The sequence below is a fragment of the Kitasatospora sp. NPDC058965 genome (genome assembly GCF_042741245.1).
Classification (GTDB): Bacteria; Actinomycetota; Actinomycetes; order Streptomycetales; family Streptomycetaceae; genus Kitasatospora.
The window spans coordinates 1-25,241 of the sequence record NZ_JBHYKG010000112.1 but is presented as its reverse complement, the minus strand read 5'-3'; the positions used below and the strand labels follow the sequence as shown (position 1 = coordinate 25,241).

Genomic DNA, 25,241 nt, shown 5'->3' with positions numbered 1-25,241 from the left:
TCCCCGAGGACTCCGCGCACCCCGTCAGCCGGGCCGCCGGGCGCGGCTACTGCTTGGTGTAGAGGGTGGCGGTGGCCTCCAGCGGCAGCTGGGGCAGCGTCAGCACCCGGCCGTCGTCGGAGGCGAAGATCTGCTGGTCCTGGAACGAGAGGAACTGCGAGTCCTTGGTGGCGAAGGAGAAGGTCGGCGCGAAGGTGCCGTCGGCCGCCGCCATGGTGCCCACCTGGGCGGCCTTCCCGTAGCCGTTCATGGCGATCACGGTCGGGCTGGTGCCGCCGGTCTTGTTGACCAGCCGGATGCCCTCCTCGGCACCCGCGTCCTTGGTCCACAGGGTCTTGCCCGAGCCCAGGTCGATCGCCCGCAGCGCGGTCTTGCTGCCCTGGTTGACCTCGATGTAGAAGGTGTTGCCGATGACCAGGGACTTGGTCAGGGTGGAGCCGTCCACGGTGGGGCGCAGCTTGTCCTCGCCGGTGACCTTCAGCGGGATCCTGGTGGTGGGGTTGAAGTTGGAGTCGAGCACCACCATGTAGTCCTGGTCCACGCCGGAGGCGATCTGCAGCACGATCGGCTTGGTGGCCAGGATGCCCTCGATCCGCTCGGTGTCACCGGTCAGCGGGAAGGAGCCGAAGGGCTTGCCGTCGGAGGCGCTGAGCAGCTGCAGCTGCTGCTTGGGGCTGCCGTCCGAGCAGTAGTCGCTGACCACGATCAGGCTGCCGCCCGCCACCGCGGACTCGTTGCAGTAGTCGCCGCGGTCCTTGTAGGACCACAGCTTCGAGCCGTCGGTGATGCTGAAGCCCTCCAGCAGCGCGCTGCTGGCGGCGGCCACGGCGGTGTCCGAGACGGTGATCTGGGTGTCGTAGCTCTTGCGGTCCAGCGACTGGCCGACCTTGAAGATCAGCTTGCCGGTGGTGGCGTCCACCGCGCCGACCGAGGCGCAGTCGTCGTCGCCCAGGTTGAAGGCGACGCCGCCGATGTTCTTCGTGTTGACGCCCGGGGACATGCTGCAGAAGGCCTTGGTGCCGGCCGGCGCGGGCAGCGTCCAGGCCTGCTTGCCGTCGCTGAGGTTGTAGGCCGTCAGCCCGGCGGCGTCGCCGCGCACCACCAGCTTGTCGGTGATCCAGGTGCCGATGGTCTCGTGGTCGCTGGCGTTGCCGGTGGCCTTGGGCACGGTCCAGCTGGCCGCCAGCTTGCCGCTGGTGCCGGTGCCGCCGCCGCCCGTGCTGCCGCTGGACGAGCCCGCGGTCGAGCCGCCGGCCGTGTTGTGGTTCGGCGCCGGGGGATTGAAGAGGATGACCAGGCCGATCACGATGCCGATGGTCAGTACGGTGCCGGCGATCGCGCCGAACACGAAGACCGGGTTGCGCTGCTTGGCCGGGGGCGGGGTCTGGCCGCCGACGACGGTCGGCTGGCCGCCGCCCTGCGCGGGGTAGCCGTACCCGAAGCCGGCCTGCGGCTGCTGCGGGGCCTGGGCCTGCGGCTGGCCGAACTGCGGCTGGGGCTGGCCGTACCCGGCCTGCGGGGCGCCGGCCTGGGGCTGGCCGTAGCCGGCCTGCGGCGCCTGCGGGTAGCCGTAGGCGCCGCCGCCCTGCGGGTCGTACGGGCCCGTCGGCAGGCCGCCGCCCTGCGGGGCGCCCTGCGCGGGGAACGCCGGTGCGGTCGGCTGGTAGGCCACCCCCGCGGCGCCGGCCTGCGGCGGTGCGCCGGCCGGTGCGCCCGGCTGGGTGCCCTGGCCGGGGACGGCTGCCCCGTCCAGCTGCGTCCTCTGGTCCGCGACCGCCGCCGGGTCGACTCCGGGCCGCTGCGGTACCCCGCCGCCCGCGCTGGGCTGATCCCCTGCCATGTGATGCCCCGTCATTGTTCGTTTCGGGCCGCCCCCGCCCGGTGCTGTCGGGGCACCGGAGGTCCAACGGGCGGCTGAGATTTACGGGACATCGTAGAGGGGCCTCCTGCGACGACCGGATCAAGGGCCGCCCGTGGCGCCGCGCGCGCGGCGGGCGGGGTGCGCGCCGGGCTCGGAGGCGCTGCGGCTGCGCGGGGGCACCGGCTCGGCATAGAGTTCACAAGTTGAAGGTGAACTTCTGGTATCGGCGAGCTCTGCCGCAAGGGCGCGGCGGGGGCCGGGGACGATCGGGTTCCCGAGCCCGGAGGAGGGTAATTCATGTCCATGGACACGCCGGGGTCGCAGTCCTCGTTGCACCGCGCCAACCTCGAACGGGTGCTGCGCGCGGTGCGGATGGCGGGTTCGCTGACCCAGGCCGAGATCGCCCGCACCACCGGCCTGTCGGCGGCCACCGTCTCCAACATCGTGCGCGAGCTCAAGGAGAGCGGCACGGTGGTGGTGGCCGACACCTCCTCGGGCGGCCGCCGGGCCCGCAGCGTCTCGCTCAGCGGTGACGCCGGGATCGTGGTCGGGGTCGACTTCGGCCACTCCCACCTGCGGGTGGCGGTGGGCAACCTGGCCCACCGGGTGCTCGCCGAGGAGAGCGAGCCGATCAACGTGGACGTCTCGGCGGAGCAGGGCTTCGCCCGGGCCGAGGCGCTGGTGGCCCGGCTGCTGGAGCAGGCCGGGTTCCGCCCGGACAAGGTGATCGGGGTGGGCCTGGGCGTGCCGGGCCCGATCGACGTGGAGACCGGTGCGCTGGGCTCGACCGCGATCCTGCCCGGCTGGACCGGCATCGCGCCCGCCCGCGAGCTCTCCCAGCGCCTGGGCATGGAGGTGTACGTCGACAACGACGCCAACCTGGGCGCGCTGGGCGAACTGGTCTGGGGCGCCGGCCGCGGGCTGAGCGACCTGGCCTACATCAAGGTGGCCAGCGGCGTGGGTTCCGGGCTGGTCATCAACGGGCAGATCTACCGGGGGCCGGGCGGAACGGCCGGCGAGATCGGGCACATCACGCTGGACGAGGCGGGGCCGGTCTGCCGCTGCGGGAACCGGGGCTGCCTGGAGACATTCGTCGGTTCGCGCTATCTGCTCAACCTCTTGAACGCGAGCCACGACCGGGAGCTGACGCTTTCCGCCGTGGTCCAACTGGCGCAGCAGGGCGACCTGGGGTGCCGGCGGGTGATCGCGGACGCCGGGCGGCAGATCGGGACCGGCGTGGCCACCCTGTGCAACCTGCTCAATCCGCGCCGGGTGATCCTCGGCGGAGACCTGGCCGAGGCCGGTGAGCTGGTGCTTTCCCCCATTCGCGACTCGGTGGCGCGCTACGCGATCCCGTCCGCGGCCCGGCAGCTGTCCATCGTGCCCGGCACGCTGGGTGGTCGGGCCGAGGTGCTCGGGGCCCTGGCCCTGGTGATGAGCGAGATGGGCGAAACCGGTGCAATCGGACACGCGAGCCACGCCGTGGGAGCGCGATCCTGACAACTGAAGTCCCTCCCAAGAGGGACAAAACATGACGATGTCCAGGGGTTAGGTCTCGGCTTAGCCTTCGGGAAGGTAACGAAAGGGTTTGGATCTCCGAAGGCTTGGGTTTACTTGTTGACGCCAAGGCGAGGTGGAAGGTTGACTCCCTTCCACCTCGCCGCAATGTTGCGGCTCTGTCAGGGAGGCTCCCCCACATGAACGCAATGATGCGTCGCGTTGTCATCGGCACTGCCGCCGTTTCGATGGCTCTCACCATGGCCGCCTGTGGCAAGGCCGGGAACAGCAGCAGCAGCTCCAACTCCGCGAGCTCCGGCGACACCAAGACCGTCGGCCTGCTGCTGCCGGAGAACTCCTCCTCGGTGCGCTACGAGTCCTTCGACAAGCCGCTGATCGAGGCCAAGGTCAAGTCGCTCTGCCCCGACTGCACCGTCAAGTACAACAACGCCAACGGTGACGCGGCGACCCAGAAGCAGCAGTTCGACACCCTGGTCTCGCAGGGCGTGAAGGTGATCCTGCTCGACGCGGTCAACGCCAAGGGCACCGCGGCCTGGGTGACGGACGCTCAGAAGAAGGGCGTCAAGGTCATCGCGTACGACCGGCTCGCCTCCGGCCCGGTCTCCGCCTACGTCTCCTTCGACAACGAGAAGGTCGGCGAGCTGCAGGGCCAGGCCCTGGTCGACGCGCTGGGCGCGAACGCCAAGAGCGCCAACATCGTCATGATCAACGGTGACGACGCGGACCCGAACGCGGGCATGTTCAAGGCCGGCGCCCACAAGGTGCTGGACACCGGCGTCGCGAAGATCGCCTACGAGCAGTCCGGTGAGTGGAAGCCCACCGTGGCCAGCCAGAAGATCGGTGCCGCCATCACCGCTCTGGGCAAGAACGGCTTCCAGGCCGTCTACTCCGCCAACGACGGCATGGCCGCCGCCATCGTCACCGCGCTCAAGGCCCAGGGCATCACCAACATGCCGGTCGGCGGCCAGGACGCGGCCTCCGACGCGATCCAGCGCATCCTGACGGGCGACCAGGCCTACACCATCTACAAGGCCTACAAGCCGGAGGCCGAGGGCGCCGCCACCATCGCGGTCAACCTGCTGCACGGCCTGGACGTGACCGGTGTCGCCACCGCCATGACCAACAGCGACGGCACCAACGTCCCGTCCCTGCTGCTCACCCCGGTCGTGGTCACCAAGGCCAACGTCAAGGACACGGTGATCGCCGACGGCCTGTACAAGGCCTCGGACATCTGCACCGCGCAGTACGCCGACGCCTGCAAGGCCGCCGGCATCCAGTAAGTACCACCCCTCCCGGCCGGTCGGGCCCCACCACAATCCCCCCGTCGGGCCCGGCCGGCCACCACCCAGTACCACCGCGTGCGCGAGAGCCCGATCGAGCCGCGCCACCCAACTCCCTATGGAGCCCACAACCATGGCCCAGACAGCCGCACCCGTACTGGCGTTGCGCGGAGTCTCCAAGCGATTCGGCGCCGTCCAGGTGCTCACCGGTGTCGACCTGGAGGTGCACGCCTCCTCGGTCGTCGCCCTGGTCGGCGACAACGGCGCCGGCAAGTCCACCCTGGTCAAGACGATCGCCGGCGTGCACCCGATCGACGAGGGCACCATCGAGTGGGAGGGCCGCCGGGTCCACCTGAACCGCCCTCAGGACGCGCAGGCGCTCGGTGTCGCGACGGTCTACCAGGACCTCGCGCTCTGCGACAACCTCGACGTCGTCGCCAACCTCTTCCTGGGCCGCGAACTGATCCGCGGCGGCCGCCTCGACGAGGTGGCGATGGAGAAGCGGGCGAAGGAGCTGCTCGACACGCTCTCGATCCGGATCCCCAGCGTGCGGATCCCGGTGGCCTCGCTCTCCGGCGGTCAGCGCCAGGTGGTCGCGATCGCCCGCGCGCTGATCGGCGACCCGAAGATCGTGATCCTGGACGAGCCGACCGCCGCCCTCGGCGTCGAGCAGACCGCCCAGGTCCTGGACCTGGTCGAGCGGCTGCGCGACCGCGGCCTCGGCGTGATCCTGATCAGCCACAACATGGCGGACGTCCGCGCGGTCGCGGACGAGGTCGCGGTGCTGCGCCTGGGCCGCAACAACGGCATCTTCCGGGTGGCCGACGCCACCCAGGAGGTCATCATCTCGGCCATCACCGGCGCCACCGACAACGCGGTGACCCGCCGTCAGGCCCGGGTGTCGGAGGGGACGAAGTGAGCAAGCACGCCAGCACCCAGACGAACGGCAGTCCCGTGACCCAGAACACCGACAGTGCGGCACCGAGCCCGGCCGTGGACCCGCGGCTGCTGGTCCGCGAGCAGGGCCTGACCGGCTACCTGGGCGAGTTCAAGCGGAAGCTGCGCAGCGGCGACCTCGGCTCGCTCCCCGTGGTGATCGGCCTGATCCTGATCGCCGCCATCTTCCAGGGCATCACCGGCAAGTTCCTCACCGCCGGCAACCTGTCCAACATCACCCTGTACATCGCCGGCCCCGGCCTGATCTCGGTCGGCATCGTCTTCGTGCTGCTGCTCGGCGAGATTGACCTGTCGCTCGGCTCGGTGGCCGGCGTCTCGGCCGCGCTGTCCGCGGTGCTCTCCATCCAGCACGGCGTCAACGAGTACGCGGCGGCCCTGATAGCCGTGGTCGCGGCGCTCGCGATCGGTGCGCTGCACGGCTTCTTCTTCGCCAAGATCGGCGTGCCCGCCTTCGTGGTCACCCTGGCCGGCCTGCTCGCCTGGAGCGGTCTGCAGGGCTGGATCATGGGCAACACCGGCACCCTGAACAACATCCCGAACGGCTTCATCGCCCACCTGGACAACTACTTCTTCGACTCGGTGGCCGCCGCGTACGGCCTGGCCGCGGTCAGCGTGGCCGGCTACCTGGTCGCCGCGCTGATGGGCGCCAAGAGCCGGCGCCGGGCGGGCCTGCTCGCCAAGCCGGTCAGCGAGATCGTGCTGCGCGCCGCGGTGCTGGCGGTGCTCGCCTTCGGCGCCGCGTACACCCTGAACCAGGACCGCGGCCTGCCGCTGGCGCTGGTGGTCTTCCTCGGCGTCGTGGTCGTCACCGACTTCGTGCTGCGCCGCACCTCCTACGGCCGCAAGGTGTTCGCCGTCGGCGGCGGCGTCGAGGCGGCCCGCCGGGCCGGCATCAACGTGGCCTGGGTGCGGATCTCGGTCTTCATGATCTCGGCCGGGCTGGCCGCGGTCGGCGGTCTGTTCATCGCCTCGCAGGCCGGCTTCGCGGACAAGCAGCTGGGCAGCGGCAACGTCCTGATGAACTCCATCGCGGCGGCCGTCATCGGCGGCACCAGCCTGTTCGGCGGCCGCGGCAAGACCTGGTCGGCGCTGCTGGGCATGCTGGTGATCCAGTCCATCGTCACCGGCCTGGACCTGCAGGGCATCAGCCAGTCGATCCAGTACATGATCACCGGTGCGGTGCTGCTGGCCGCCGTCGTGCTGGACTCGGTCTCCCGCCGGACCCAGAAGTCCTCCGGCCGCGGCTGACCTCGCCGAACACCACCGAAGGCCCGGGACACGCTCCTCTCTAGGGGCGTGTCCCGGGCCTTCGTGCGCCCCTCCCGGCTCAAGCTGTCCGCGAGGTGGACATTAGACTCGACCAGCCGGGTGGGCCGACAGCCTGCCGGGACACGTACCGAAACGAGGAGGAACGGGTGCCCCTGCTGACCCGCATCCGGGGACCGCGCGATCTCGACCGGCTCACGCCCGCGCAGCTGCCGGCCCTGGCCGAGGAGATCCGCGCCTTCCTGATCGAGGAGGTCGCCAAGACCGGCGGGCACCTGGGCCCCAACCTCGGCGTGGTGGAGCTGACCATCGCGCTGCACCGGGTCTTCGACTCCCCGCGCGAGCGGATCCTCTTCGACACCGGGCACCAGTCCTACGTGCACAAGCTGCTGACCGGCCGGCAGGACTTCACCCGGCTGAAGATGAAGGGCGGCCTGTCCGGCTACCCCGCGCGGGCCGAGTCCGAGCACGACGTGATCGAGAACTCGCACGCCTCCACCGTGCTCGGCTGGGCCGACGGCATCGCCAAGGCCAACCAGCTGCTCGGGCTGAAGGACTGCCCGGTGGTCGCGGTCACCGGCGACGGCGCGCTGACCGGCGGGATGGCCTGGGAGGCGCTGAACAACATCGCCGAGGGCGAGGACCGCCCGGTGGTGATCGTGGTCAACGACAACGAGCGCTCCTACGCGCCGACCATCGGCGGCCTGGCCAACCACCTGAGCACGCTGCGCACCACCCAGGGCTACGAGCGCTTCCTGTCCTGGGGCCGGGACGCGCTGCAGCGCACCCCGGTGGTCGGCCAGCCGCTGGCGGACGCGCTGCACGGCGCCAAGAAGGGCCTGAAGGACTTCATCGCCCCGCAGGGCATGTTCGAGGACCTGGGCCTGAAGTACCTCGGTCCGATCGACGGCCACGACATCGCCGCGCTGGAGTCCGCACTGCGCAAGGCGCGCGGCTTCGGCGGCCCGGTGATCGTGCACTGCATCACCGAGAAGGGCCGCGGCTACCACGCGGCGCTCAACAACGAGGAGGACCGCTTCCACGCGGTCGGCGTGATCCACCCCGACACCGGCCTGCCGGTGAAGACCTCGGGCAAGGACTGGACCTCGGTCTTCGGCGAGGAGATGGTCGAGCTCGGCCGGGAGCGCAAGGACCTGGTCGCGATCACCGCGGCGATGCTGCACCCGGTGGGCCTGGCGCCGTTCGCCAAGGCCTTCCCGGAGCGCACCTTCGACGTCGGCATCGCCGAGCAGCACGCCGCGGTCTCCGCGGCCGGCCTGGCCACCGCCGGGCTGCACCCGGTGGTGGCGGTCTACGCGACCTTCCTCAACCGGGCCTTCGACCAGGTCCTGATGGACGTGGCGCTGCACCGGCTGGGCGTCACCTTCGTGCTGGACCGGGCCGGCGTCACCGGCACCGACGGCGCCTCGCACAACGGCATGTGGGACATGTCGATCCTGCAGGTGGTCCCCGGGCTGCGGCTGGCCGCCCCGCGCGACGCCGAGCAGCTGCGCGCGCAGCTGCGCGAGGCCGTGCAGGTCAAGGACGCGCCGACGGTGGTGCGCTTCTCCAAGGGCTCGGTCGGCGCCCCGGTGCCGGCGCTCGGCCGGATCGGCGCGATGGACGTGCTGCACGGCTCCGCCGACCTGCTGCCCGAGGGCGAGGAGCGGGCCGACGTGCTGATCGTCTCGGTCGGCGCGATGGCTCCGGTCTGCCTGGAGGCGGCCGCGCTGCTGGACGCCCAGGGGATCAGCGCGACCGTGGTCGACCCGCGCTGGGTCAAGCCGGTGGACCCGGCGCTGCCGGGCCTGGCCGCCGAGCACCGCGTGGTGGTCACGGTCGAGGACAACGGCCGGGCCGGCGGCGTCGGCGCGGCGGTCGCCCAGGCGCTGCGCGATGCCGAGGTGGACCTGCCGGTGCGCGACTTCGGCATCCCGCAGGAGTTCCTGGACCACGCCAAGCGCGAGGAGATCATGGCGGAGATCGGGCTGACCGCTCCGGACATCGCCCGCCAGGTCACCGCACTGGTCTCGCGGCTGGACCTGGGCGCCGAGGTCAGCGGTCTGACAAAGTGACCGTCATAATCAAGGCTGATTCCAGCACTGTGTGTCTCAGGCACGGCGGGTAGGTTGTCCCTCGTGCCGACCGACACCACGAACCCCATGCTGCTGCCCACCGCCCGCCCGGCCACCCGGCCCGGCGGGCGGTGGGCCGCCGCACTGGCCCTGCGGGTGCGGACCGGCTACTGGACCAGACTGGTCCCGGTGCTGGCGGTGCTCGCGGTCGCCACCCACGTGCCCTCCTTCATGCGGCCGGTGTGGAGCCCCGACGAGGGGTACCTGGCCACCCAGGCCCGGATGCTGGCCGACGGCGGGGTGCTCTACGACACCGTGGTGGACCGCAAGCCGCCGCTGCTGCCCTGGCTCTACGAGGCCTGCTTCTCGATCTTCGGCTCGCTGTCGCTCTGGCCGCTGCGCACCCTGGCGATCGTGGCGCACCTGGTGACCGCCGTCATGCTCGCCTCGATCGCGCGCGGGCGCTGGGGCAACCGGGCCGGTGGCGCGGCCGGCGCGCTCTACCTGATGCTCTCCATCGGGCTGTCGCCGGAGGACACCCAGGCCGCCACCTTCGAGGTCTTCATGCTGCCCGCGATGGTGGCCGCCTTCCGGTACGCCGAGCGGCGCCGCTGGCTGGCGGCCGGGATCGCGGTGGCGGTCTGCTCGCTGACCAAGCAGACCGGCGGCGCGGTGCTGCTGCCGGTGCTCTGGATGCTCTGGCAGGACGCCCGGCACCGCGGCGAGCGGTGGCGCCCGGCGCTGTTCAAGACCGCCTTCGGGTTCGCACTGCCGATAGCCCTGGTCGCGGTGATCCTGACCAAGCCCAAGGGCTTCCTGTTCTGGGTGGTCACCGGCAGCGGCGACTACGCCTCGCTGGGCGGCAACTGGCTGCAGATGATCGGCCGGGCCCTGGGCAACTCGGCGATCCTGGCGGCGGCCGGGCTCGGCTTCCTGTTCCCGCTCGGCCACCGGCTCTGGGTGCGCTACCGCACCGGCCGGCCGGCCCCGACCCGCGGCGAGTCGCACGGCTCGGTGGGTGACCTGTGGGTCTGGCTGGCCTCCTCGGTGGTCGCGGTGGCCACCGGTTTCCACTTCTTCGGCCACTACTACCTGCAGCTGATGCCGCCGCTGGTGCTGCTCGGGGTGGGCGCGGTGGCCGCCTCGGCGGTGCGCTGGCGGCCGGTGATGGTCTACAGCACGGTGGCCGCCACCGCCTTCTGGGCGCTGGCCATGGCCTGGCCGGGGGAGCAGCTCGACCAGACCACCCAGGTGGCCACCGCGGTGGCCGAACGCAGCACCCCCAAGGACAAGGTGCTGATCTGGGGCATGCACCCGGAGCTCTACTGGCTCTCCGACCGCCAGCCCGCCTCCCGCTACCTGACGGCCGGGTTCCTGACCAACTTCAGCGGCGGCAAGAGCGCCGACACGGTCGGCGAGCAGTTCAGCGTGGCCGACGCCTGGCAGACCTTCGACCAGGACCTGATGGCCAACGGCCTGCCGGAGATCGTGGTGGACGACTCCGGGCACGCGCCCTACCAGCCGTACCTGGTGCCGAAGATCGAGGACCTGCTGGACACCCACTACGAGCCGGTGGGCGCCTACGGCGACACCGTGGTCTACCGCCTCAAGAAGACCGGCTGAGCCGCACGCGACCCGCCCGGAGCCGCGGGCTCCGGGCGGGTCCTCCAAGGGTGGTCAGATCCGGCGACGGTTGCCCATCACCATGCCGGCTCCGGCGGTGAAGGCGAGCAGGCAGGTCAGCCCGCCCACGATCACCTGGTTCCAGATCATGCCCCGGGTCGCGGTGTGTCCGACCGTCACGATCCACGGGGAGATGACCAGGAAGACCCCCATCGCGGCCATCGCCCAGGTCAGCCCCATCATCCGGGCCGGGGCGAGGGTGAGGCAGAGCCCCAGCGCGGCGATGGCGATGCCGAGGATCAGGTTGCAGATCACCAGTTCGTGGCTGGCGGCACTGAAGTGCACCACGTAGGGCGAGATGGCCAGGTACAGGCCGGCCAGGACGACCAGGCCGTCCACCGCCACTCCCTGGGGCCCGTCCATCATGCGTGCGTAGCGGGCGCGCATCTCGGCGATGTCCGGATGCGTGCGCAGATCACCGGCTTGATGTGAGACGTCGGCCATACGACTCGCCTCCTTCGGTGTGCAAGTCAGTTCCGCTTGGCCTACCGGTATTATGCGCTTTGTCTGGATTTGGTGTATAGCGAGACGGCCCCCGTTCCATCACGGAACGGGGGCCGTCTGCGTCACTCGGGGCCGGGCTCACCGGCCCGCCGGGCTCAGGCCGGCAGGCTGGCCAGGCCGGGGGCCAGGAACTTCTTGCCGTTGACCCGCTCGGAGACGCCCTCGCGGTCCAGGTACGGGGTGATCCCGCCCAGGTGGAACGGCCAGCCGGCGCCGGTGATCATGCACAGGTCGATGTCCTGCGCCTCGCCGACCACGCCCTCGTCCAGCATCAGGCCGATCTCCTGGGCCACCGCGTCCAGCGCCCGGGCCAGCACCTGCTCCTCGGACAGCACGCTGTCGCCGAAGGAGAGCAGCTCCAGCACCTCGGGGTCGAGGACCTGGGCGCCGTCCTGCCAGATGTAGAAGCCGCGCTTGCCGGCCTTGACCACCTTGCCGAGGTTCTCGGAGACGGTGAACCGCTCCGGGAAGGCGCCGTGCAGGGTCTCCGACACGTGCAGGGCGATGGCCGGGCCGACCAGCTCCAGCAGCGCGATCGGCGACATCGGCAGGCCGAGCGGCTGCACCGCCTTCTCGACGGTCTCGAACGGGGTGCCCTCGTCGATGACGCTCTGGATCTCGCCCATGAAGCGGGTCAGGATCCGGTTCACCACGAACGCCGGGGCGTCCTTGGTCAGGACGGCCGTCTTCTTCAGCTTCTTGGCGACCGCGAAGGCGGTGGCCAGCGAGGCGTCGTCGGTCTTCTCGGCCCGGACGATCTCCAGCAGCGGCAGGATCGCGACCGGGTTGAAGAAGTGGAAGCCGACCACGCGCTCCGGGTGCTGGAGCTTGGAGGCCATCTCGGTGACCGAGAGCGAGGAGGTGTTGGTGGCCAGGATCGTGGTCGGCGAGACCACGGCCTCCAGCTCCGCGAGGACGTTCTGCTTGACGCCCATCTCCTCGAACACGGCCTCGATGACGAAGTCCGCGTCGCCGAAGGCGGTCGCCTTGTCCAGGTGACCGGAGACCAGGCCCTTGAGCTTGTTGGCCTTGTCGCCGTTGACCCGGCCCTTGGCCAGCAGCTTGTCGATCTCGCCGTGCACGTAGCCGACGCCCTTGTCGATCCGCTCCTGGTCGATGTCGGTGAGCACCACCGGCACCTCGAGGCGGCGGGCGAACAGCAGCGCCAGCTGCGAGGCCATCAGGCCGGCACCGACCACGCCGATCTTGGAGACCGGGCGGGCCAGCGACTTGTCCGGCGCGCCGAACGGCTTCTTGGCCCGGCGCTGCACCAGGTTGAAGGAGTAGATGCCGGCCCGCAGCTCGCCGCCCATGATCAGGTCGGCCAGCGCCACGTCCTCGGCGTCGAAGCCCTTCTGCAGGTCGCCGTCCTTGGCCGCGGCCATGATGTCCAGGGCGCGGTAGGCGGCCGGAGCGGCCCCGTGCACCTTGGCGTCGGCGACCGCGCGGCCCCAGGCGATGCACTGGTCCCAGTTGTCGCCCCGGTCGATCTCCGGGCGCTCCACCGCGACGTCGCCCTTGAGGACCTTGGCGGCCCACAGGATCGACTGCTCCAGGAAGTCGGCCGGCTCGAAGATCGCGTCCGCGATGCCGAGCTCGAACACCTCCTTGCCCTTGAGCTGCTTGTTCTGGCTCATCGAGTTCTCGATGACGACCTTGACCGCGTTGGCCGGGCCGACCAGGTTCGGCAGGATGGTGCAGCCGCCCCAGCCGGGGACCAGGCCGAGGAAGACCTCGGGCAGCGAGAAGGCCGGGACGCCGGAGCTGACGGTGCGGTAGGTGCAGTGCAGGCCCACCTCGACACCGCCGCCCATCGCGGCGCCGTTGTAGAAGGTGAAGCTCGGCACCGGCAGCGCGGCGATCCGCTTGAAGACCTCGTGGCCGCCCTTGCCGATGGCCAGCGCGTCGCCGTGCTCCTTGAGCAGCTCGACGCCCTTGAGGTCGGCGCCGACCGCGAAGATGAACGGCTTGCCGGTGATGGCGACCGCGACGACCTTGCCGTCGGCGGCCTCCGCCTCGACCTGGTCCAGCGCCTCGGAGAGCTTGAGCAGCGAGCCCGGGCCGAAGGTGGTCGGCTTGGTGTGGTCGAAGCCGTTGTCCAGGGTGATCAGCGCGAGCCGGCCGGCCTGCAGCGGCAGGTCCAGGTGGCGCACGTGCGCGGTGGTGACGACCTCGCCGGGGAACAGCTCGGCGCCGCGCTTGAGGAGCTCAGTGGTGTTCGTCATGATCACTTACCACCCTCGAAGTGCGGGTTCTCCCAGATGACCGTGGCGCCCATGCCGAAGCCGACGCACATGGAGGTCAGGCCGTAGCGGACGTCGGGGCGCTGCTCGAAGCGGCGCGCCAGCTGGGTCATCAGGCGCACGCCGGAGGAGGCCAGCGGGTGGCCGTAGGCGATCGCGCCACCGTACGGGTTGACCCGCTCGTCGTCGTCGGCGATGCCGAAGTGGTCGAGCATGGCCAGCACCTGGACGGCGAAGGCCTCGTTGATCTCGAAGGCCTGGATGTCGTCGATGGTCAGGCCGGCCAGGCGCAGCGCCTTCTCGGTGGCCGGGACCGGGCCGTAGCCCATGACCTCGGGCTCCACGCCGGTGTAGGCGTAGGAGACCAGGCGCATCTTGATCGGCAGGCCGAGCTCCTCGGCCACGTCCTCGGCGGCCAGCAGCGAGGCGGTGGCGCCGTCGTTCAGGCCCGCCGCGTTGCCGGCGGTGATGTTGCCGTGCGGGCGGAACGGGGTCTTCAGGCCCGCCAGCATCTCCATCGTGGTGCCCGGGCGCATCGGCTCGTCCGCCGTGGCCAGGCCCCAACCGGTCTCGCCGGCCTCGGGGTTGGTGTTGCGGATGGCGATCGGCACCAGGTCGGGCTGGATGTCGCCGTTGGCGTACGCCTTGGCGGCCTTCTCCTGGGAGCGCACCGCGTAGGCGTCGCAGCGCTCCTTGGTGATGTGCGGGAAGCGGTCGTGCAGGTTCTCCGCGGTCATGCCCATGAACAGGGCGGACTCGTCGACCAGCTTCTCCGAGACGAAGCGCGGGTTCGGGTCGACGCCCTCACCCATCGGGTGGCGGCCCATGTGCTCGACGCCGCCGGCCACCACGATGTCGTAGGAGCCGAAGGCGATGCCGCCGGCGGTGGTGGTGACGGCGGTCATCGCGCCGGCGCACATCCGGTCGATCGCGTAGCCGGGGACCGACTTGGGCAGGCCGGCCAGCAGGCCGGCGGTGCGGCCGATGGTCAGACCCTGGTCGCCGATCTGCGTGGTCGCGGCGATGGCGACCTCGTCGATGCGCTCGACGGGCAGGTTCGGGTTGCGGCGCACGAGCTCGCGGATGCACTTGACGACCAGGTCGTCGGCGCGGGTCTCGTGGTAGATGCCCTTCGGGCCGGCCTTGCCGAACGGGGTGCGGACGCCGTCGACGAAGACGACGTCCCTCGAGGTACGAGGCACGGGGGGCTCTCCTCCCAGGGGACATGACATGGTGCGCAGGGCCGTGCTCGCACGCGAGCAGCGCTGCTTCACCGCCATGCTACTGGTCGGTAACCAACTTGCCCAGGGCCGGGCCGTGCCGCCGCGTGTGTCCCGCGCCACGTGCCCCGCCGGCTACCCCTGCGGGCTCGCCGGCGGACCCTCCAGGGCGGTGGCGAAGGCCTCGGCCACCACCGGGGCGACCAGCTCCACCTGCCAGCGGCGGGCCCCCAGGGCGCGCAGCGCGCCGGCCAGCGCGGGCGCGGTGGGCTCGGCGGGCGGCTCCCAGCAGACCCGGCGGACCAGCTCCGGGGTGATCAGGTTCTCGGCCGGCAGCTTGAGCCGCTCGGCCAGCTCGGTGATCGCGGCCTTCGCCCCGGTCAGCCGGGCGGCGGCCACCGGGTCCTTCTCGGCCCAGGCGCGCGGCGGCGGCGGGCCCTCGTGCGGCGCGGCGGCGGGCGGCAGCTGCGCCTCCGGGATCGCGCGGGCCCGGTCCAGCGCACCCAGCCAGAGCTCCAGCTGGCGCCGGTGCACCCGCGGCCCGAAGCCCTGCAGGGCCTGCAGCGCCGCGACGTTGGTGGGCATCGCCAGCGCGGCGGACACGATCGCCGCGTCCGAGAGCACCCGGCCCGGCGACACGTCGCGCTCCTGGGCCAGCTTGTCCCGGGACTGCCACAGCTCGCGCACGGCGGCCAGCTGCCGGCGCCGGCGGATCTTGTGCAGGCCGGAGGTGCGCCGCCACGGGTCCACCCGGGGTGCCGGGCGCGGCGCGGCGGCGATCGAGGCGAACTCCTCCAGCGCCCAGTCGAGCTTGCCCTGGCCGGCCAGCTCGGCCTCCAGCGCGTCGCGCAGCTCCACCAGCACCTCGACGTCCAGCGCGGCGTAGCGCAGCCACGGCTCGGGCAGCGGACGGGTGGACCAGTCGACCGCCGAGTGCTCCTTGGCCAGGCTGTAGCCGAGCACGTTCTCGGTCATCGGCCCGAGGCCGACCCGGGCGAACCCGGCGATCCGGCCGGCCAGTTCGGTGTCGAAGAGGCGCTGCGGGCGCATCCCGACCTCGGCCAGGCAGGGCAGGTCCTGGGTGGCGGCGTGCACCACCCACTCGACCTCTGCCAGCGCGGCGCCCAGTGCGCTCAGGTCGGGGCAGGCGATCGGGTCGATCAGTGCGGTGCCGGCGCCCGCCCGGCGCAGCTGGATCAGGTAGGCGCGCTGCCCGTACCGGTAGCCGGAGGCCCGTTCGGCGTCGACCGCGACCGGTCCGGTGCCGGCCGCGAACGCGGTGACCACGGCATCCAGCGCCGACTGGTCGGCCACCACCGGTGGCAGACCCTCCCGCGGTTCGAGCAGCGGCACCGGGGCGGTCTCTAGGGCGATGGCTTCTGCGGCGTCGGTCACCCACCAAGGGTACGACGAGCATCGCCGGGCGGACCCTGATCGTCAGGCCGGGACCAGCCCGAATGCCAAGGGAAGTCCGGAGGAAACGTTCCTCCGGACCTCCTTCGCTCTTCAGTGGATGATGCCGGTGCGCAGCGCCACCGCGACCATGCCGGCCCGGTCGCCGGTGCCCAGCTTGCGGGCGATCCGGGCCAGGTGGCTCTTCACGGTCAGCGCCGACAGGCCCATCGCCACGCCGATCGCCTTGTTGGACTGGCCCTCCGCGACCAGGCGCAGCACCTCGACCTCGCGGCCGGAGAGCTCGCGGTAGGCAGCTGGCGCACCACCGGGAGCACCCGGTGCGCCCGGCGCTCCGGCCGTCCCGGGTGCGCCCAGGTGGCCGGGCGCGCCGGGGATGCCCGGACGGCGCATCCGGCCCGCCAGCCCGGCCTGGCCCAGCGGCAGGCCCGGGCGGCCCGGCATCGCCATGGCGGTCCGGGTGCCGGTCACCACGTAGCCCTTGACGCCCCCGGCCAGCGCGCTGCGCACCGCGCCGATGTCGTCGGCCGCGGACAGTGCCAGGCCGTTGGGCCAGCCCGCCGCCCGGGTCTCGGCCAGGATGGTGAGGCCGGAGCCGTCGGGCAGGTGGACGTCGGCCACGCAGATGTCCCGCGGCGTGGAGACCCGGGGCCGGGCTTCCGCGATCGAGGAGACCTCGATGACGTCGCGCACCCCGAGGGCCCACAGATGACGGGTGACGGTGTTGCGGACCCGGGGGTCGGCGATGACCACCATCGCGGTGGGCTTGGTCGGACGGTAGGCGACCACGTTTGCGGGGTGCTCTAGCAGGACCGACACCGTGCCTCCTGAAGGGGAGTGGCGGACGGAACCCCGATGGGCGAAGGAGTCGGAGTGTTCCGCGAGTGGAAAGGGTCACAGACTGCTTCGGCATCATCCGTGCCCGGCTTTAGCGAATGATCACGATCTAGTGAGTCACAATACGGACATTTCGATCGGACATCCGGTGCGACATGCCTCTATCTCGATCAAAATCGAATGAATTCGGCACGAAACGGTCGTACCCGGAGTGATGGTTGACGCTCCGCAACCCTCTGTGAGCAGCGGGGATCCGGATTTCGGGGCCTACGGGCGGTCTGCCGGTCCGTCAGCCTTCAGTGTGAGCGGGGACGGCGGCGGGCCGGCATCGGGACCACTCCGCCGAGTGACGGCGCGTCAGCCGGGGGCAGGGGCGCGGGTGCGGTGGGCGGCAGCCCCGCGCACACGCACAGCAGGTCGGCCCAGGCCGTCAGGTGCCGCTCGAACCGGCCGTCGGCCGGCGTCCAGGAGGCCCGCAGCTCGATCTCGGTGCTGGCCTCGCGGTCGGCCAGCGCGCCGAAGTAGTGCGAGGCGCACCTGGTCACGGTGCCGCCGGGCTCGGTGAAGCCGGCGCCGTGCGTCTGCAGCGCGTCCAGCAGCCAGGACCAGCCGACCTCGCCGACCATCGGGTCGCCGGCGATCTCCGGCTCCAGCTCGGCGCGGACCATGGTGACCACCCGGAACTCGCCGTGCCAGGCCTCCTGCCCGGCCGGGTCGTGCAGCAGCACGAAGCGGCCGTCGGCCAGCTCCTCGCCGTCGACCTCGACGGTTGCGGTGACCGCCCAGCTGAACGGGGCCAGTCGGCGCGGCGCCGGGGTGGCGGCCAGGACGACCTCCGGGCGCGGCCGGACGCCGGCGAGCGCCTCGACCGCGGTACGGAACCCGAGGGGCGCCGACTCCTTGCCCGTTCCGCCGTGCTGCGCGGGGTTCCCACCGACCGATGCCATGAACTGAAGACTATGCCCAGCGGTGCCCGTCCCGGGTGACCGGCACGCAGTTCGGGTACCCGAGCGGTGCCACCGCGCCACCCCGGTCGCCACGGTGCGCCACCCCTGGGTGCCGGGCCCCTGTCTTCGGAGGATCGCACCAGTGGGCCGGGCGGGTGGGGCGGTCGGCGCGTGGCAGGATGGCCGCGTGAGTGAGACGACCGCAGCCCAGCCTTCCGCGCGCCGGAGTGCCGCGCACGACTCCGCCTTCCTGCGCGCCTGCCGGCACGAGCCGGTGCCGCACACCCCGGTCTGGTTCATGCGGCAGGCCGGCCGCTCGCTGCCCGAGTACCTGAAGGTGCGCGAGGGCATCCCGATGCTGGACTCCTGCATGCGGCCCGACCTGGTCAAGGAGATCACCCTGCAGCCGGTGCGCCGGCACAAGGTGGACGCGGCGATCTTCTTCAGCGACATCGTCGTCCCGCTCAAGGCGGTCGGCATCGACGTGGACATCAAGCCGGGGATCGGCCCGGTGATCGCCGACCCGATCCGCACCGCCGCCGACCTGGAGCGGCTGCGCCCGCTGGAGCCGGACGACGTCCCCTACATCACCGAGGCGGTCGGCCTGCTGGTCGACGAGCTCGGCAGCACCCCGCTGATCGGCTTCGCCGGCGCGCCGTTCACCCTGGCCAGCTACCTGGTCGAGGGCGGTCCGTCGAAGAACCACGAGCGGACCAAGGCGATGATGTACGGCGCCCCCGAGCTCTGGGCCGAGCTGCTGGACCGGATCGCGGTGATCACCGCCGGCTTCCTGAAGGTGCAGATCGAGGCCGGCGTCTCCGCGGTGCAGCTCTTCGACTCCTGGGTCGGCTCGCTGGCGCCGGACGACTACCGCCGCTCGGTGATGCCGTCCAGCACCAAGGTCTTCGACGCGGTGGCCGGGTACGGCGTGCCGCGGATCCACTTCGGGGTCGGCACCGGCGAACTGCTCGGCCTGATGGGCGAGGCCGGTGCCGACGTGGTCGGGGTGGACTGGCGGGTGCCGCTGAACGAGGCCGCCCGCCGGGTCGGCCCCGGCAAGGCGCTGCAGGGGAACCTCGACCCGGCGGTGCTCTTCGCGCCGACCCACGTGGTGGAGACCAAGGCCCGCGAGGTGCTGCACGCGGCGTCCGCGCTGGGCACCAGCGGGCACGTCTTCAACCTCGGGCACGGCGTGCTGCCGAGCATGGACCCGGACGCGCTGTCCCGGCTGGTGGCCTTCGTGCACGAGGCCAGCGCGCGCTGACTCAGTCCTGCGGGGTGCGCCGTCCGCGCAGGCGGCGGCGCGCCACCCAGGCGATCGGCGCCAGCACCAGCAGGAACGGCCCGACCGTGGCGAGCGCCACCAGCAGCGCCCGGACCACGGCGACCAGGGCGTGCCAGCCGACCAGCAGGGCGTGGCCGACCGACCCCCAGAAGCCGGGCCGCGGCCGGGCCGGGGGCGGTGGCGGGGCCGGCCGCTCCTCGGTGCTGAACTCCAGCGTCACGCTGGACAGCGAGGTCTTGGTGGCCAACTCCTGCGCCTGACGCTGCAGCGACTCCAGGTCCGACTCGCGCTTGCTCAACTCGCCCTCCAGCGACACCACGTCGGCCAGCGACTTGGCGTCCTGCATCAGGCCGCGGATCCGGTCCACGCTGGCCTGCTGGCTCTTCACCCGGCTGTCCAGGTCGACCTGCTGCTGGGTCAGGTCGTCGGCCTGCTGGCTGCGGGCGAGCACGGTGCCGAGGGCGGCGAGCCGTTCCAGCGACGGGCCGAAGTCGGCGGAGGGGATGCGCAGGACCAGTTCGGCGGTGCCCGCCGAGGTGTTCTCGTGCTCCACGTAGCCGTTGGCTCCGGTGGCGAGGTCGGTGGCCCGGCCGACGGCGGCGTCCAGGTCGGCGACCCGGAGGTCGAGCCGGGCGTTGTAGGCCATGGCACGGGCGGTGACGGGGGCGGCCGTGCCCCCGGCGGCGGACGGTGCCGGGACCGGCGCGGCGGGGGCGGCCGGGGCGGCCGCGGCGCCGTGGGCGGCGGAGTCGCGGGACGAGGAGCTGCCGCCGGCGCTGCAGCCGGCCAGGCCGAGGACCGCGGTCAGGGCGAGCGCGGCGGCGCGGGTTCTGTGACGGGTCATGGGACTTGGACGGAGCGGGGGCTGACGGGGTTTCAGCTCCGCGGTTGCGAGCCGGTCACGGAACGGGCACCGGTTGCTCACCGGCGGTCGGCCGGCACCCCGTGGGTTCACCCCTACGGGGCCACCCCCTGGCCGTCCGGCCGGGCCCCGGGTGCGAGACTGCCGGACATGGGAGAACCACTACCCCGGGTCGCGGTCATCGGCGGCGGCATCGCCGGCCTCACGGCCGCCGCCCGGCTCAGCGGAGCCGTCGGCGGCGCACCCCTCGCCCGGGTCACCCTGTTCGAAGCCACCGCGCAGCTCGGCGGCAAGCTGAGACGCGGCGAGGTGGGCGGCGTCCAGGTCGACCTCGGCGCCGAGTCGGTGCTCGCCCGCCGCCCCGAAGCCGTGGACCTGGCCCGTGCGGTCGGCCTGGCCGACGTCCTCGAACCGCCCACCACCGCCAGGGCCGCCGTCTGGACCAGGGGAGCGCTCCGTCCGCTGCCCGGTGGCCAGTTGATGGGCGTCCCCGGCGACCTGGCGGCGCTGGCCGCCTCCGGCGTGCTCACCCCCGAGGGCCTGGCCCGGGTGCACGCCGAGCGGCCCGCCCCGGTGGACGCGGGCACCGAGGACGTGGCGATCGGCGCCTACGTGGCCGAACGGCTCGGCCAGGAGGTGGTGGACCGGCTGGTGGAGCCGCTGCTCGGCGGGGTCTACGCCGGGCGCGCCGAGGAGATCTCGCTGCGCGCCGCCGTGCCGCAGCTGCTCGCGGTGGCGCAGGGCGGCGGTTCGCTGGTCGAGGGCGTGCACCGGCTGCTGGACCGGCCGCAGGCCGGCGGACCGGTCTTCCAGGGCCTGCGCGGCGGCATCGGCACGCTGCCGCTCGCGGTGGCCGCCGCCTGCGAGCGGGCCGGTGCCGAGCTGCGGACCGGTGCCCCGGTCGCCGAGCTGCGCCGCACCCCGCAGGGCTGGCTGGTCGACGGCCACCCGTACGACGCCGTGCTGCTCGCCGCCCCCGCGCCGGTGGCCGCCCGGCTGCTCGCCGCCGACGCCCCGGCGGCGGCCGCCGAGCTGGCCGGCATCGAGTACGCCGGGATGGCGCTGGTCACCATGGCCTTCCGGCGCGCCGACCTGACCGAACCGCCGCCCGGCAGCGGCTTCCTGGTGCCGCCGGTGGACGGCCGCTCGATCAAGGCCGCCACCTTCTCCTCGCAGAAGTGGGGCTGGCTGGCCGAAGCGGCCCCGGAGGCGTTCCTGCTGCGCACCTCGCTCGGCCGCTACCGCGAGGAGGCGGCGCTGGACCTGGACGACGCCGAGCTGGTGGCCCGCTCGCTCGCCGACCTGCGCGCCGCGGTCGGCCTGACCGCCCGTCCCTACGCCACGGCGGTGACCCGCTGGCGGGCCGGCCTGCCGCAGTACCCGGTCGGCCACCAGGACCGGGTGGCCCGGATCCGCGCCCGGGTGGCCGGGGTCGGCCGGCTCGCCCTGGCCGGCGCCGCCTACGACGGCGTCGGCATCCCGGCCTGCGTGGCGAGTGCCCGCCGCGCCGTGAACGATCTGTTGACCCCGCCGTCGATCCCGGTGGACACGAAGGGACAATGAGGACATGACTGAGACGACCGACGAGCAGCAGCCGCAGAAGAAGAAGGCCCGCGACCTGAACCAGGTCATCCGCTACACCATGTGGTCGGTGTTCAAGCTCAAGGACGTGCTCCCGGAGGACCGTTCGGGCCTGGCCGCCGAGGTCGAGGAGCTGTTCGAGCAGCTCGCCGCCAAGGACGTCACGGTCCGCGGCAGCTACGACGTCTCCGGCCTGCGGGCCGACGCCGACATCATGATCTGGTGGCACTCGGGCAGCTCGGACGACCTGCAGGAGGCCTACAACCGCTTCCGCCGCACCGGTCTGGGCCGCCTGCTGGAGCCGGTCTGGTCGAACATGGCGCTGCACCGCCCCGCGGAGTTCAACAAGTCGCACATCCCGGCCTTCCTGGCCGACGAGGTGGCCCGCGAGTACGTCTGCGTCTACCCGTTCGTCCGCTCCTACGAGTGGTACCTGCTGCCCGACGAGGAGCGCCGGGCGATGCTGGCCGAGCACGGCCGGATGGCCCGCGGCTACCCGGACGTGCGGGCCAACACCGTCGCCTCGTTCGCGCTGGGCGACTACGAGTGGCTGCTCGCCTTCGAGGCGGACGATCTGCACCGGATCGTGGACCTGATGCGCGACCTGCGCCCGTCCCGCGCGCGGCTGCACGTGCGCGAGGAGGTCCCGTTCTACACCGGCCGCCGCAAGCCGGTCAGCGAGCTGCTGGGCGGCCTGGCCTGAGGCCGTGACACCGGCGCTGTGCGGTCAGCCGCGCAGCGCCGCGCGCAGCCGGGCGTCCGGCACCGCGTCGGTGCCGTCGATGGCCACCGCCGTGAGCAGCCGGCGCTCGGCGTCACCGGCGCCCGGTTCGCCGCCCTGCTGGCGCGGCAGCCGGATCTCGCGCAGCACCTGCAGACCGGCCGGGGCCGCCCAGCGGGTGTAGGGGTGCACGTCCACCCGGGCCATCAGCAGGGTCCCGGTGGTGAGGATCAGCGGCAGCGAGAACCAGGCCAGCGTGGCGCCCGCGCCGCTGCCGTCGGTCGGCCCGGTCAGGGTGACCGCGGCGATCAGCATCAGCACGCCGAGCACCAGCGCCTGCCGGACCTGGCGCACCGCCAGCACGGTGCTCTCGCGCACCCCGGCGGGGGTGGCCAGCCCGGCCAGCGAGAGCCGGACCCCGATCTCGGTCACCGTCGGGTGGTCGATCAGCGCCTCGCGCAGCTCGGTGGTGCGGCACTGCCCGTCGGGGCCGATCTCGCTGATCAGCGCCCGCTCCAGCCGGCTGCGGCCCTTCGGGTCGACCACCGTGGTCCAGCCGGTGTGCGCCAGGTGCAGCCGGCCGCGCCCGGTCATCAGCACCAGCGCCAGGTCCACCACCCGGCGCGGTCCGCCGGCCAGGTAGGCGGTCTCGTACAGGCCGATCGCCACCGCCTCCGGCTCCTCGTCGGCCAGTCCCGCCATCGCGTCCGCGGTGGCGGCCACCCGCACCAGCCGCAGACAGGAGAGCACCGCGACGACACAGGCAGGGACCAGGAAGAGCAACCACATGGGCCCTGTTGTAGACCTCCGCACCCCCTTCTGACAGGTACAACCGGTCGCGCGATACCGAATCGTGATCCGTGCGACCGGTCCGCTCCCGTGCGCCCGTCCGGTGCCCCGGAATCCGGTTTCGTACCCGAACCGGTTCGGCTAGCGTGGCAGCTCGTGCTGATCCGCGAGTTCGCCCCCGCCGATGCCGGGGCCACCGCCGCCTGTTACCGCGCCGGTCGCGCCCACATCCTGCTGACCCCCCAGGTCGCGCTGCGCTCCTGGGCCCGGGCCCGGCCCGGGCAGCACTACCGGGTGCTGCTGGCCGAGTCGGACGGCGTGGTGGTCGGCGTCGCGCGCTGCCAGGTCAACGACGGGACCAGCACCCCGGGGCAGGGCATGATCGGCCTCGCGGTGCTGCCGGAGCACCGGGGCCGGGGCGCGGGCACGGCCCTGGCCGCCGCCGCCGAGCGCGCGCTGCGCGCGGTGGGCGCCACCCACCTGCACGCCTGGGCGGACGGGGACGCGGTCTCGGTGGGCTTCGCCGAGCGGCGCGGCTACCGGGCCGGCCGCACCGGGCGCTTCGCCCGGCTCGACCTGACCGGCCCGCTGCCGCCGCTGCCGCCGGTCCCGCCGGGGGTCGAGCTGCGCACCGCGGCCGACTACCTGGACGACCCGCGCCCGGTCTACCGGTTGGACCGGGCGGCCGGGCTGGACGAGCCGGGGGAGCTGCCGACGGACGACCTCGGGTACTCCGACTGGTTCGAGTCGGTCTGGCAGCTGCCCGACCAGCGGCACGAGCTGACCGTGGTCGCGGTGGCCGACGGGCGCCCGGTGGCATTCAGCGCGGTGCGCGCAGCGGGGACGCGCTACTGGTCCGCCTTCACCGGCACGCTCCCGGAGTACCGCGGCCGGGGGCTGGCGAAGCTGGTCAAGGCGGCCTCCCTGCACCGGGCCCGGGCGGCGGGCCTGACCGAGGCCTTCACCGACAACGACTCCACCAACGCCGCCGTGCTGGCGGTCAACGCGTGGTGCGGCTACGAGCTCTGGGCCACCGAGCGAAAGATGATCAAGGAGCTCTGAGCGGGCCGGCCGTCAGCCCAGCAGCAGCGCCCGGTCCTCGCCCAGGTGGCCGCGGAGGGTGGCGAGGGCGCGCATGCTCTGCGACTTCACCACGGCGGTGGAGATCCCGAGGATCTCGGCGGTGTCCGCCACGCTCTGGTCCTCCCAGTAGCGCAGCAGCACGATCGCCCGCTCCCGCGGCGGCAGCAGGGCCAGGGTGTCCAGCAGGGTCAGCCGCACCGCGGTCGGGTCGTCCGGCAGGGCGCGGTCCGGGAAGTGCGCCACCGTCTGCTCCGTGCTGCTGCGCAGTCGGCGGTGGTCGAGCAGGCTGTTGAGCAGCACCTTGCGGGCGTAGGCGAACGGGTCGGCGTCCCGGCGGGTGAGCCGGTTCCAGGCCAGGTACATCTTGGTCAGCGTGGTCTGGGTGAGGTCCTGGGCGAGGTGCCAGTCCCGGCACATCAGGTAGGCGATCTGCCGCAGCCGGGTGGCGCTGGCCTCGGCGAAGGCGGTGAACTCGGCTTCGTTGCGCACCGTCGGTCCCCCCTGGGTGGTGGCTAGGTGTGGAAAGGCGGACTGCTGACGGCGGGTCAGTGGAAGGTCGGCAGGGTGCCGAAGCGGGCGGCGGCGGCCGACAGGCGGGACCCGGGCATGGTCAGGGTGAAGGCCGGGTCGCCGGCCAGGGCGAGCGCCTGGTCGTCGGTGAGGGCCTTGATGCCCGGTGCGTTGCCGCTGCCGCTCCAGCCCAGGCAGGTGCTCAGCTGGATCGTCACCAGGGTGCCGTCGCCGTGGTCGACGGTGGCGGTGGTGTCCTCGACGCAGTTGTCGGGCCGGTGGTCGACCACGGTGCGGCGGCCCGCGCCGTCGGTGCGGCAGCCGTCGGCCGGGGCGCAGGCCAGGGTGCCGGTGCTCAGCCAGACCCGGACCATGCCGGTGCCGCGGCTGTCGGTCAGGTACAGCTGGGCGCCCAACTGCCGGTGGCCGGCGGCGACCGCGGTCCACGGGCTGGCGGCGTAGTGGTCGGTCCGGCTGCCGGGCGGCAGCGCGTCGACCAGGGCCAGCAGCAGCCCGCCGGCGGTGGCCTCGGCGGTGCCCGGGCCCGAGGCGGGGGAGCCCCCGTCCGAGGCCACCGACGGCACGGCGGACGGCGCCGTGGAGACC

21 protein-coding genes are annotated in these 25,241 nt (G+C 72.6%); 10 read left to right on the top strand and 11 right to left on the bottom strand.

Annotation, left to right across the window (positions count from 1 at the left end; genetic code table 11):
* Positions 1-46: 46 nt before the first annotated feature.
* The gene (locus tag ACFW1A_RS19925; RefSeq protein ID WP_380410423.1) at positions 47-1,840 is read right to left on the bottom strand and encodes a PQQ-binding-like beta-propeller repeat protein; all 1,794 of its coding nucleotides are present in this window, start codon (positions 1,838-1,840) and stop codon (positions 47-49) included.
* A gap of 324 nt (positions 1,841-2,164) precedes the next feature.
* On the opposite strand from ACFW1A_RS19925, the gene ACFW1A_RS19920 reads away from it, so the two are divergent.
* The 6 genes from ACFW1A_RS19920 to ACFW1A_RS19895 all read left to right on the top strand — a co-directional run bounded on the left by ACFW1A_RS19920 (position 2,165) and on the right by ACFW1A_RS19895 (position 10,580).
* Positions 2,165-3,361 (top strand): ROK family protein, encoded by a 1,197-nt coding sequence (locus ACFW1A_RS19920; RefSeq protein WP_380410424.1) that lies wholly within the window; start codon positions 2,165-2,167, stop codon positions 3,359-3,361.
* A 197-nt stretch (positions 3,362-3,558) separates the two neighbouring features.
* Positions 3,559-4,659 (top strand): sugar ABC transporter substrate-binding protein, encoded by a 1,101-nt coding sequence (locus ACFW1A_RS19915; protein ID WP_380410422.1) that lies wholly within the window; start codon positions 3,559-3,561, stop codon positions 4,657-4,659.
* A gap of 133 nt (positions 4,660-4,792) precedes the next feature.
* Positions 4,793-5,578, top strand: a complete 786-nt coding sequence (locus ACFW1A_RS19910) for an ATP-binding cassette domain-containing protein (protein WP_380410421.1) — start codon at positions 4,793-4,795, stop codon at positions 5,576-5,578.
* Positions 5,575-6,864 carry a sugar ABC transporter permease gene (locus ACFW1A_RS19905; RefSeq protein ID WP_380410420.1) on the top strand — a complete coding sequence of 430 codons (1,290 nt, stop codon included), beginning with the start codon at positions 5,575-5,577 and terminating at the stop codon, positions 6,862-6,864. The genes ACFW1A_RS19910 and ACFW1A_RS19905 overlap by 4 nt, the downstream gene beginning before the upstream one ends.
* A 167-nt stretch (positions 6,865-7,031) precedes the next feature.
* Positions 7,032-8,957, top strand: a complete 1,926-nt coding sequence (gene dxs / locus ACFW1A_RS19900; RefSeq protein ID WP_380410419.1) for a 1-deoxy-D-xylulose-5-phosphate synthase — start codon at positions 7,032-7,034, stop codon at positions 8,955-8,957.
* A 63-nt stretch (positions 8,958-9,020) separates the two neighbouring features.
* A complete protein-coding gene (locus ACFW1A_RS19895; protein WP_380410418.1) occupies positions 9,021-10,580 on the top strand; it encodes an ArnT family glycosyltransferase in 1,560 nt (519 codons plus the stop codon).
* Positions 10,581-10,634: 54 nt separating this feature from the next.
* On the opposite strand, the gene ACFW1A_RS19890 is transcribed toward ACFW1A_RS19895, so the two are convergent.
* The 6 genes from ACFW1A_RS19890 to ACFW1A_RS19865 all read right to left on the bottom strand — a co-directional run bounded on the left by ACFW1A_RS19890 (position 10,635) and on the right by ACFW1A_RS19865 (position 17,804).
* Entirely contained in the window at positions 10,635-11,084 is a 450-nt protein-coding gene (locus ACFW1A_RS19890) for an SPW repeat protein (protein ID WP_380410417.1), read from the bottom strand.
* A 155-nt stretch (positions 11,085-11,239) separates the two neighbouring features.
* Positions 11,240-13,369, bottom strand: coding sequence for a 3-hydroxyacyl-CoA dehydrogenase NAD-binding domain-containing protein (locus tag ACFW1A_RS19885; protein WP_380410416.1), 2,130 nt, complete (start codon positions 13,367-13,369; stop codon positions 11,240-11,242).
* A 2-nt stretch (positions 13,370-13,371) separates the two neighbouring features.
* The gene (locus ACFW1A_RS19880) at positions 13,372-14,589 is read right to left on the bottom strand and encodes a thiolase family protein (RefSeq protein ID WP_380410415.1); all 1,218 of its coding nucleotides are present in this window, start codon (positions 14,587-14,589) and stop codon (positions 13,372-13,374) included.
* A gap of 153 nt (positions 14,590-14,742) precedes the next feature.
* The gene (locus ACFW1A_RS19875; protein ID WP_380410414.1) at positions 14,743-16,002 is read right to left on the bottom strand and encodes a ribonuclease D; all 1,260 of its coding nucleotides are present in this window, start codon (positions 16,000-16,002) and stop codon (positions 14,743-14,745) included.
* 111 nt (positions 16,003-16,113) lie between these two features.
* On the bottom strand, positions 16,114-16,839 hold the full coding sequence (locus tag ACFW1A_RS19870; protein ID WP_380410413.1) for a LuxR C-terminal-related transcriptional regulator: 726 nt from the start codon (positions 16,837-16,839) through the stop codon (positions 16,114-16,116).
* A 314-nt stretch (positions 16,840-17,153) separates the two neighbouring features.
* Positions 17,154-17,804 carry a DUF3000 domain-containing protein gene (locus tag ACFW1A_RS19865; RefSeq protein WP_380410412.1) on the bottom strand — a complete coding sequence of 217 codons (651 nt, stop codon included), beginning with the start codon at positions 17,802-17,804 and terminating at the stop codon, positions 17,154-17,156.
* 187 nt (positions 17,805-17,991) lie between these two features.
* Here ACFW1A_RS19865 and hemE point away from each other — a divergent pair, with 187 nt between their 5' ends.
* Complete coding sequence (hemE, locus tag ACFW1A_RS19860) at positions 17,992-19,068, top strand: uroporphyrinogen decarboxylase (RefSeq protein WP_380410411.1); 1,077 nt, start codon at positions 17,992-17,994, stop codon at positions 19,066-19,068.
* A gap of 1 nt (position 19,069) precedes the next feature.
* Here the strand turns inward: hemE and ACFW1A_RS19855 are convergent, their stop codons facing one another.
* Positions 19,070-19,933 carry a DUF4349 domain-containing protein gene (locus ACFW1A_RS19855; protein ID WP_380410410.1) on the bottom strand — a complete coding sequence of 288 codons (864 nt, stop codon included), beginning with the start codon at positions 19,931-19,933 and terminating at the stop codon, positions 19,070-19,072.
* Between the two features lie 168 nt (positions 19,934-20,101).
* Between ACFW1A_RS19855 and hemG the strand changes: the two genes are divergently transcribed.
* Together hemG and hemQ are read left to right on the top strand one after the other, a co-directional pair.
* Positions 20,102-21,514 carry a protoporphyrinogen oxidase gene (gene hemG, locus ACFW1A_RS19850; protein ID WP_380410409.1) on the top strand — a complete coding sequence of 471 codons (1,413 nt, stop codon included), beginning with the start codon at positions 20,102-20,104 and terminating at the stop codon, positions 21,512-21,514.
* Positions 21,515-21,518: 4 nt separating this feature from the next.
* Positions 21,519-22,235: a hydrogen peroxide-dependent heme synthase gene (hemQ, locus tag ACFW1A_RS19845; protein WP_380410408.1), complete on the top strand. Its 717-nt coding sequence runs from the start codon at positions 21,519-21,521 to the stop codon at positions 22,233-22,235.
* A 24-nt stretch (positions 22,236-22,259) separates the two neighbouring features.
* On the opposite strand, the gene ACFW1A_RS19840 is transcribed toward hemQ, so the two are convergent.
* Positions 22,260-23,042 (bottom strand): TIGR04222 domain-containing membrane protein, encoded by a 783-nt coding sequence (locus ACFW1A_RS19840; RefSeq protein ID WP_380410407.1) that lies wholly within the window; start codon positions 23,040-23,042, stop codon positions 22,260-22,262.
* Between the two features lie 156 nt (positions 23,043-23,198).
* On the opposite strand from ACFW1A_RS19840, the gene ACFW1A_RS19835 reads away from it, so the two are divergent.
* Positions 23,199-24,104, top strand: coding sequence for a GNAT family N-acetyltransferase (locus tag ACFW1A_RS19835; RefSeq protein WP_380410406.1), 906 nt, complete (start codon positions 23,199-23,201; stop codon positions 24,102-24,104).
* Between the two features lie 12 nt (positions 24,105-24,116).
* Here the strand turns inward: ACFW1A_RS19835 and ACFW1A_RS19830 are convergent, their stop codons facing one another.
* Positions 24,117-24,614: a SigE family RNA polymerase sigma factor gene (locus ACFW1A_RS19830; protein ID WP_380410405.1), complete on the bottom strand. Its 498-nt coding sequence runs from the start codon at positions 24,612-24,614 to the stop codon at positions 24,117-24,119.
* Positions 24,615-24,670: 56 nt separating this feature from the next.
* Positions 24,671-25,241, bottom strand: a 571-nt coding sequence (locus ACFW1A_RS19825) for a hypothetical protein (protein WP_380410404.1), incomplete at its 5' end; no start/stop codon positions are given.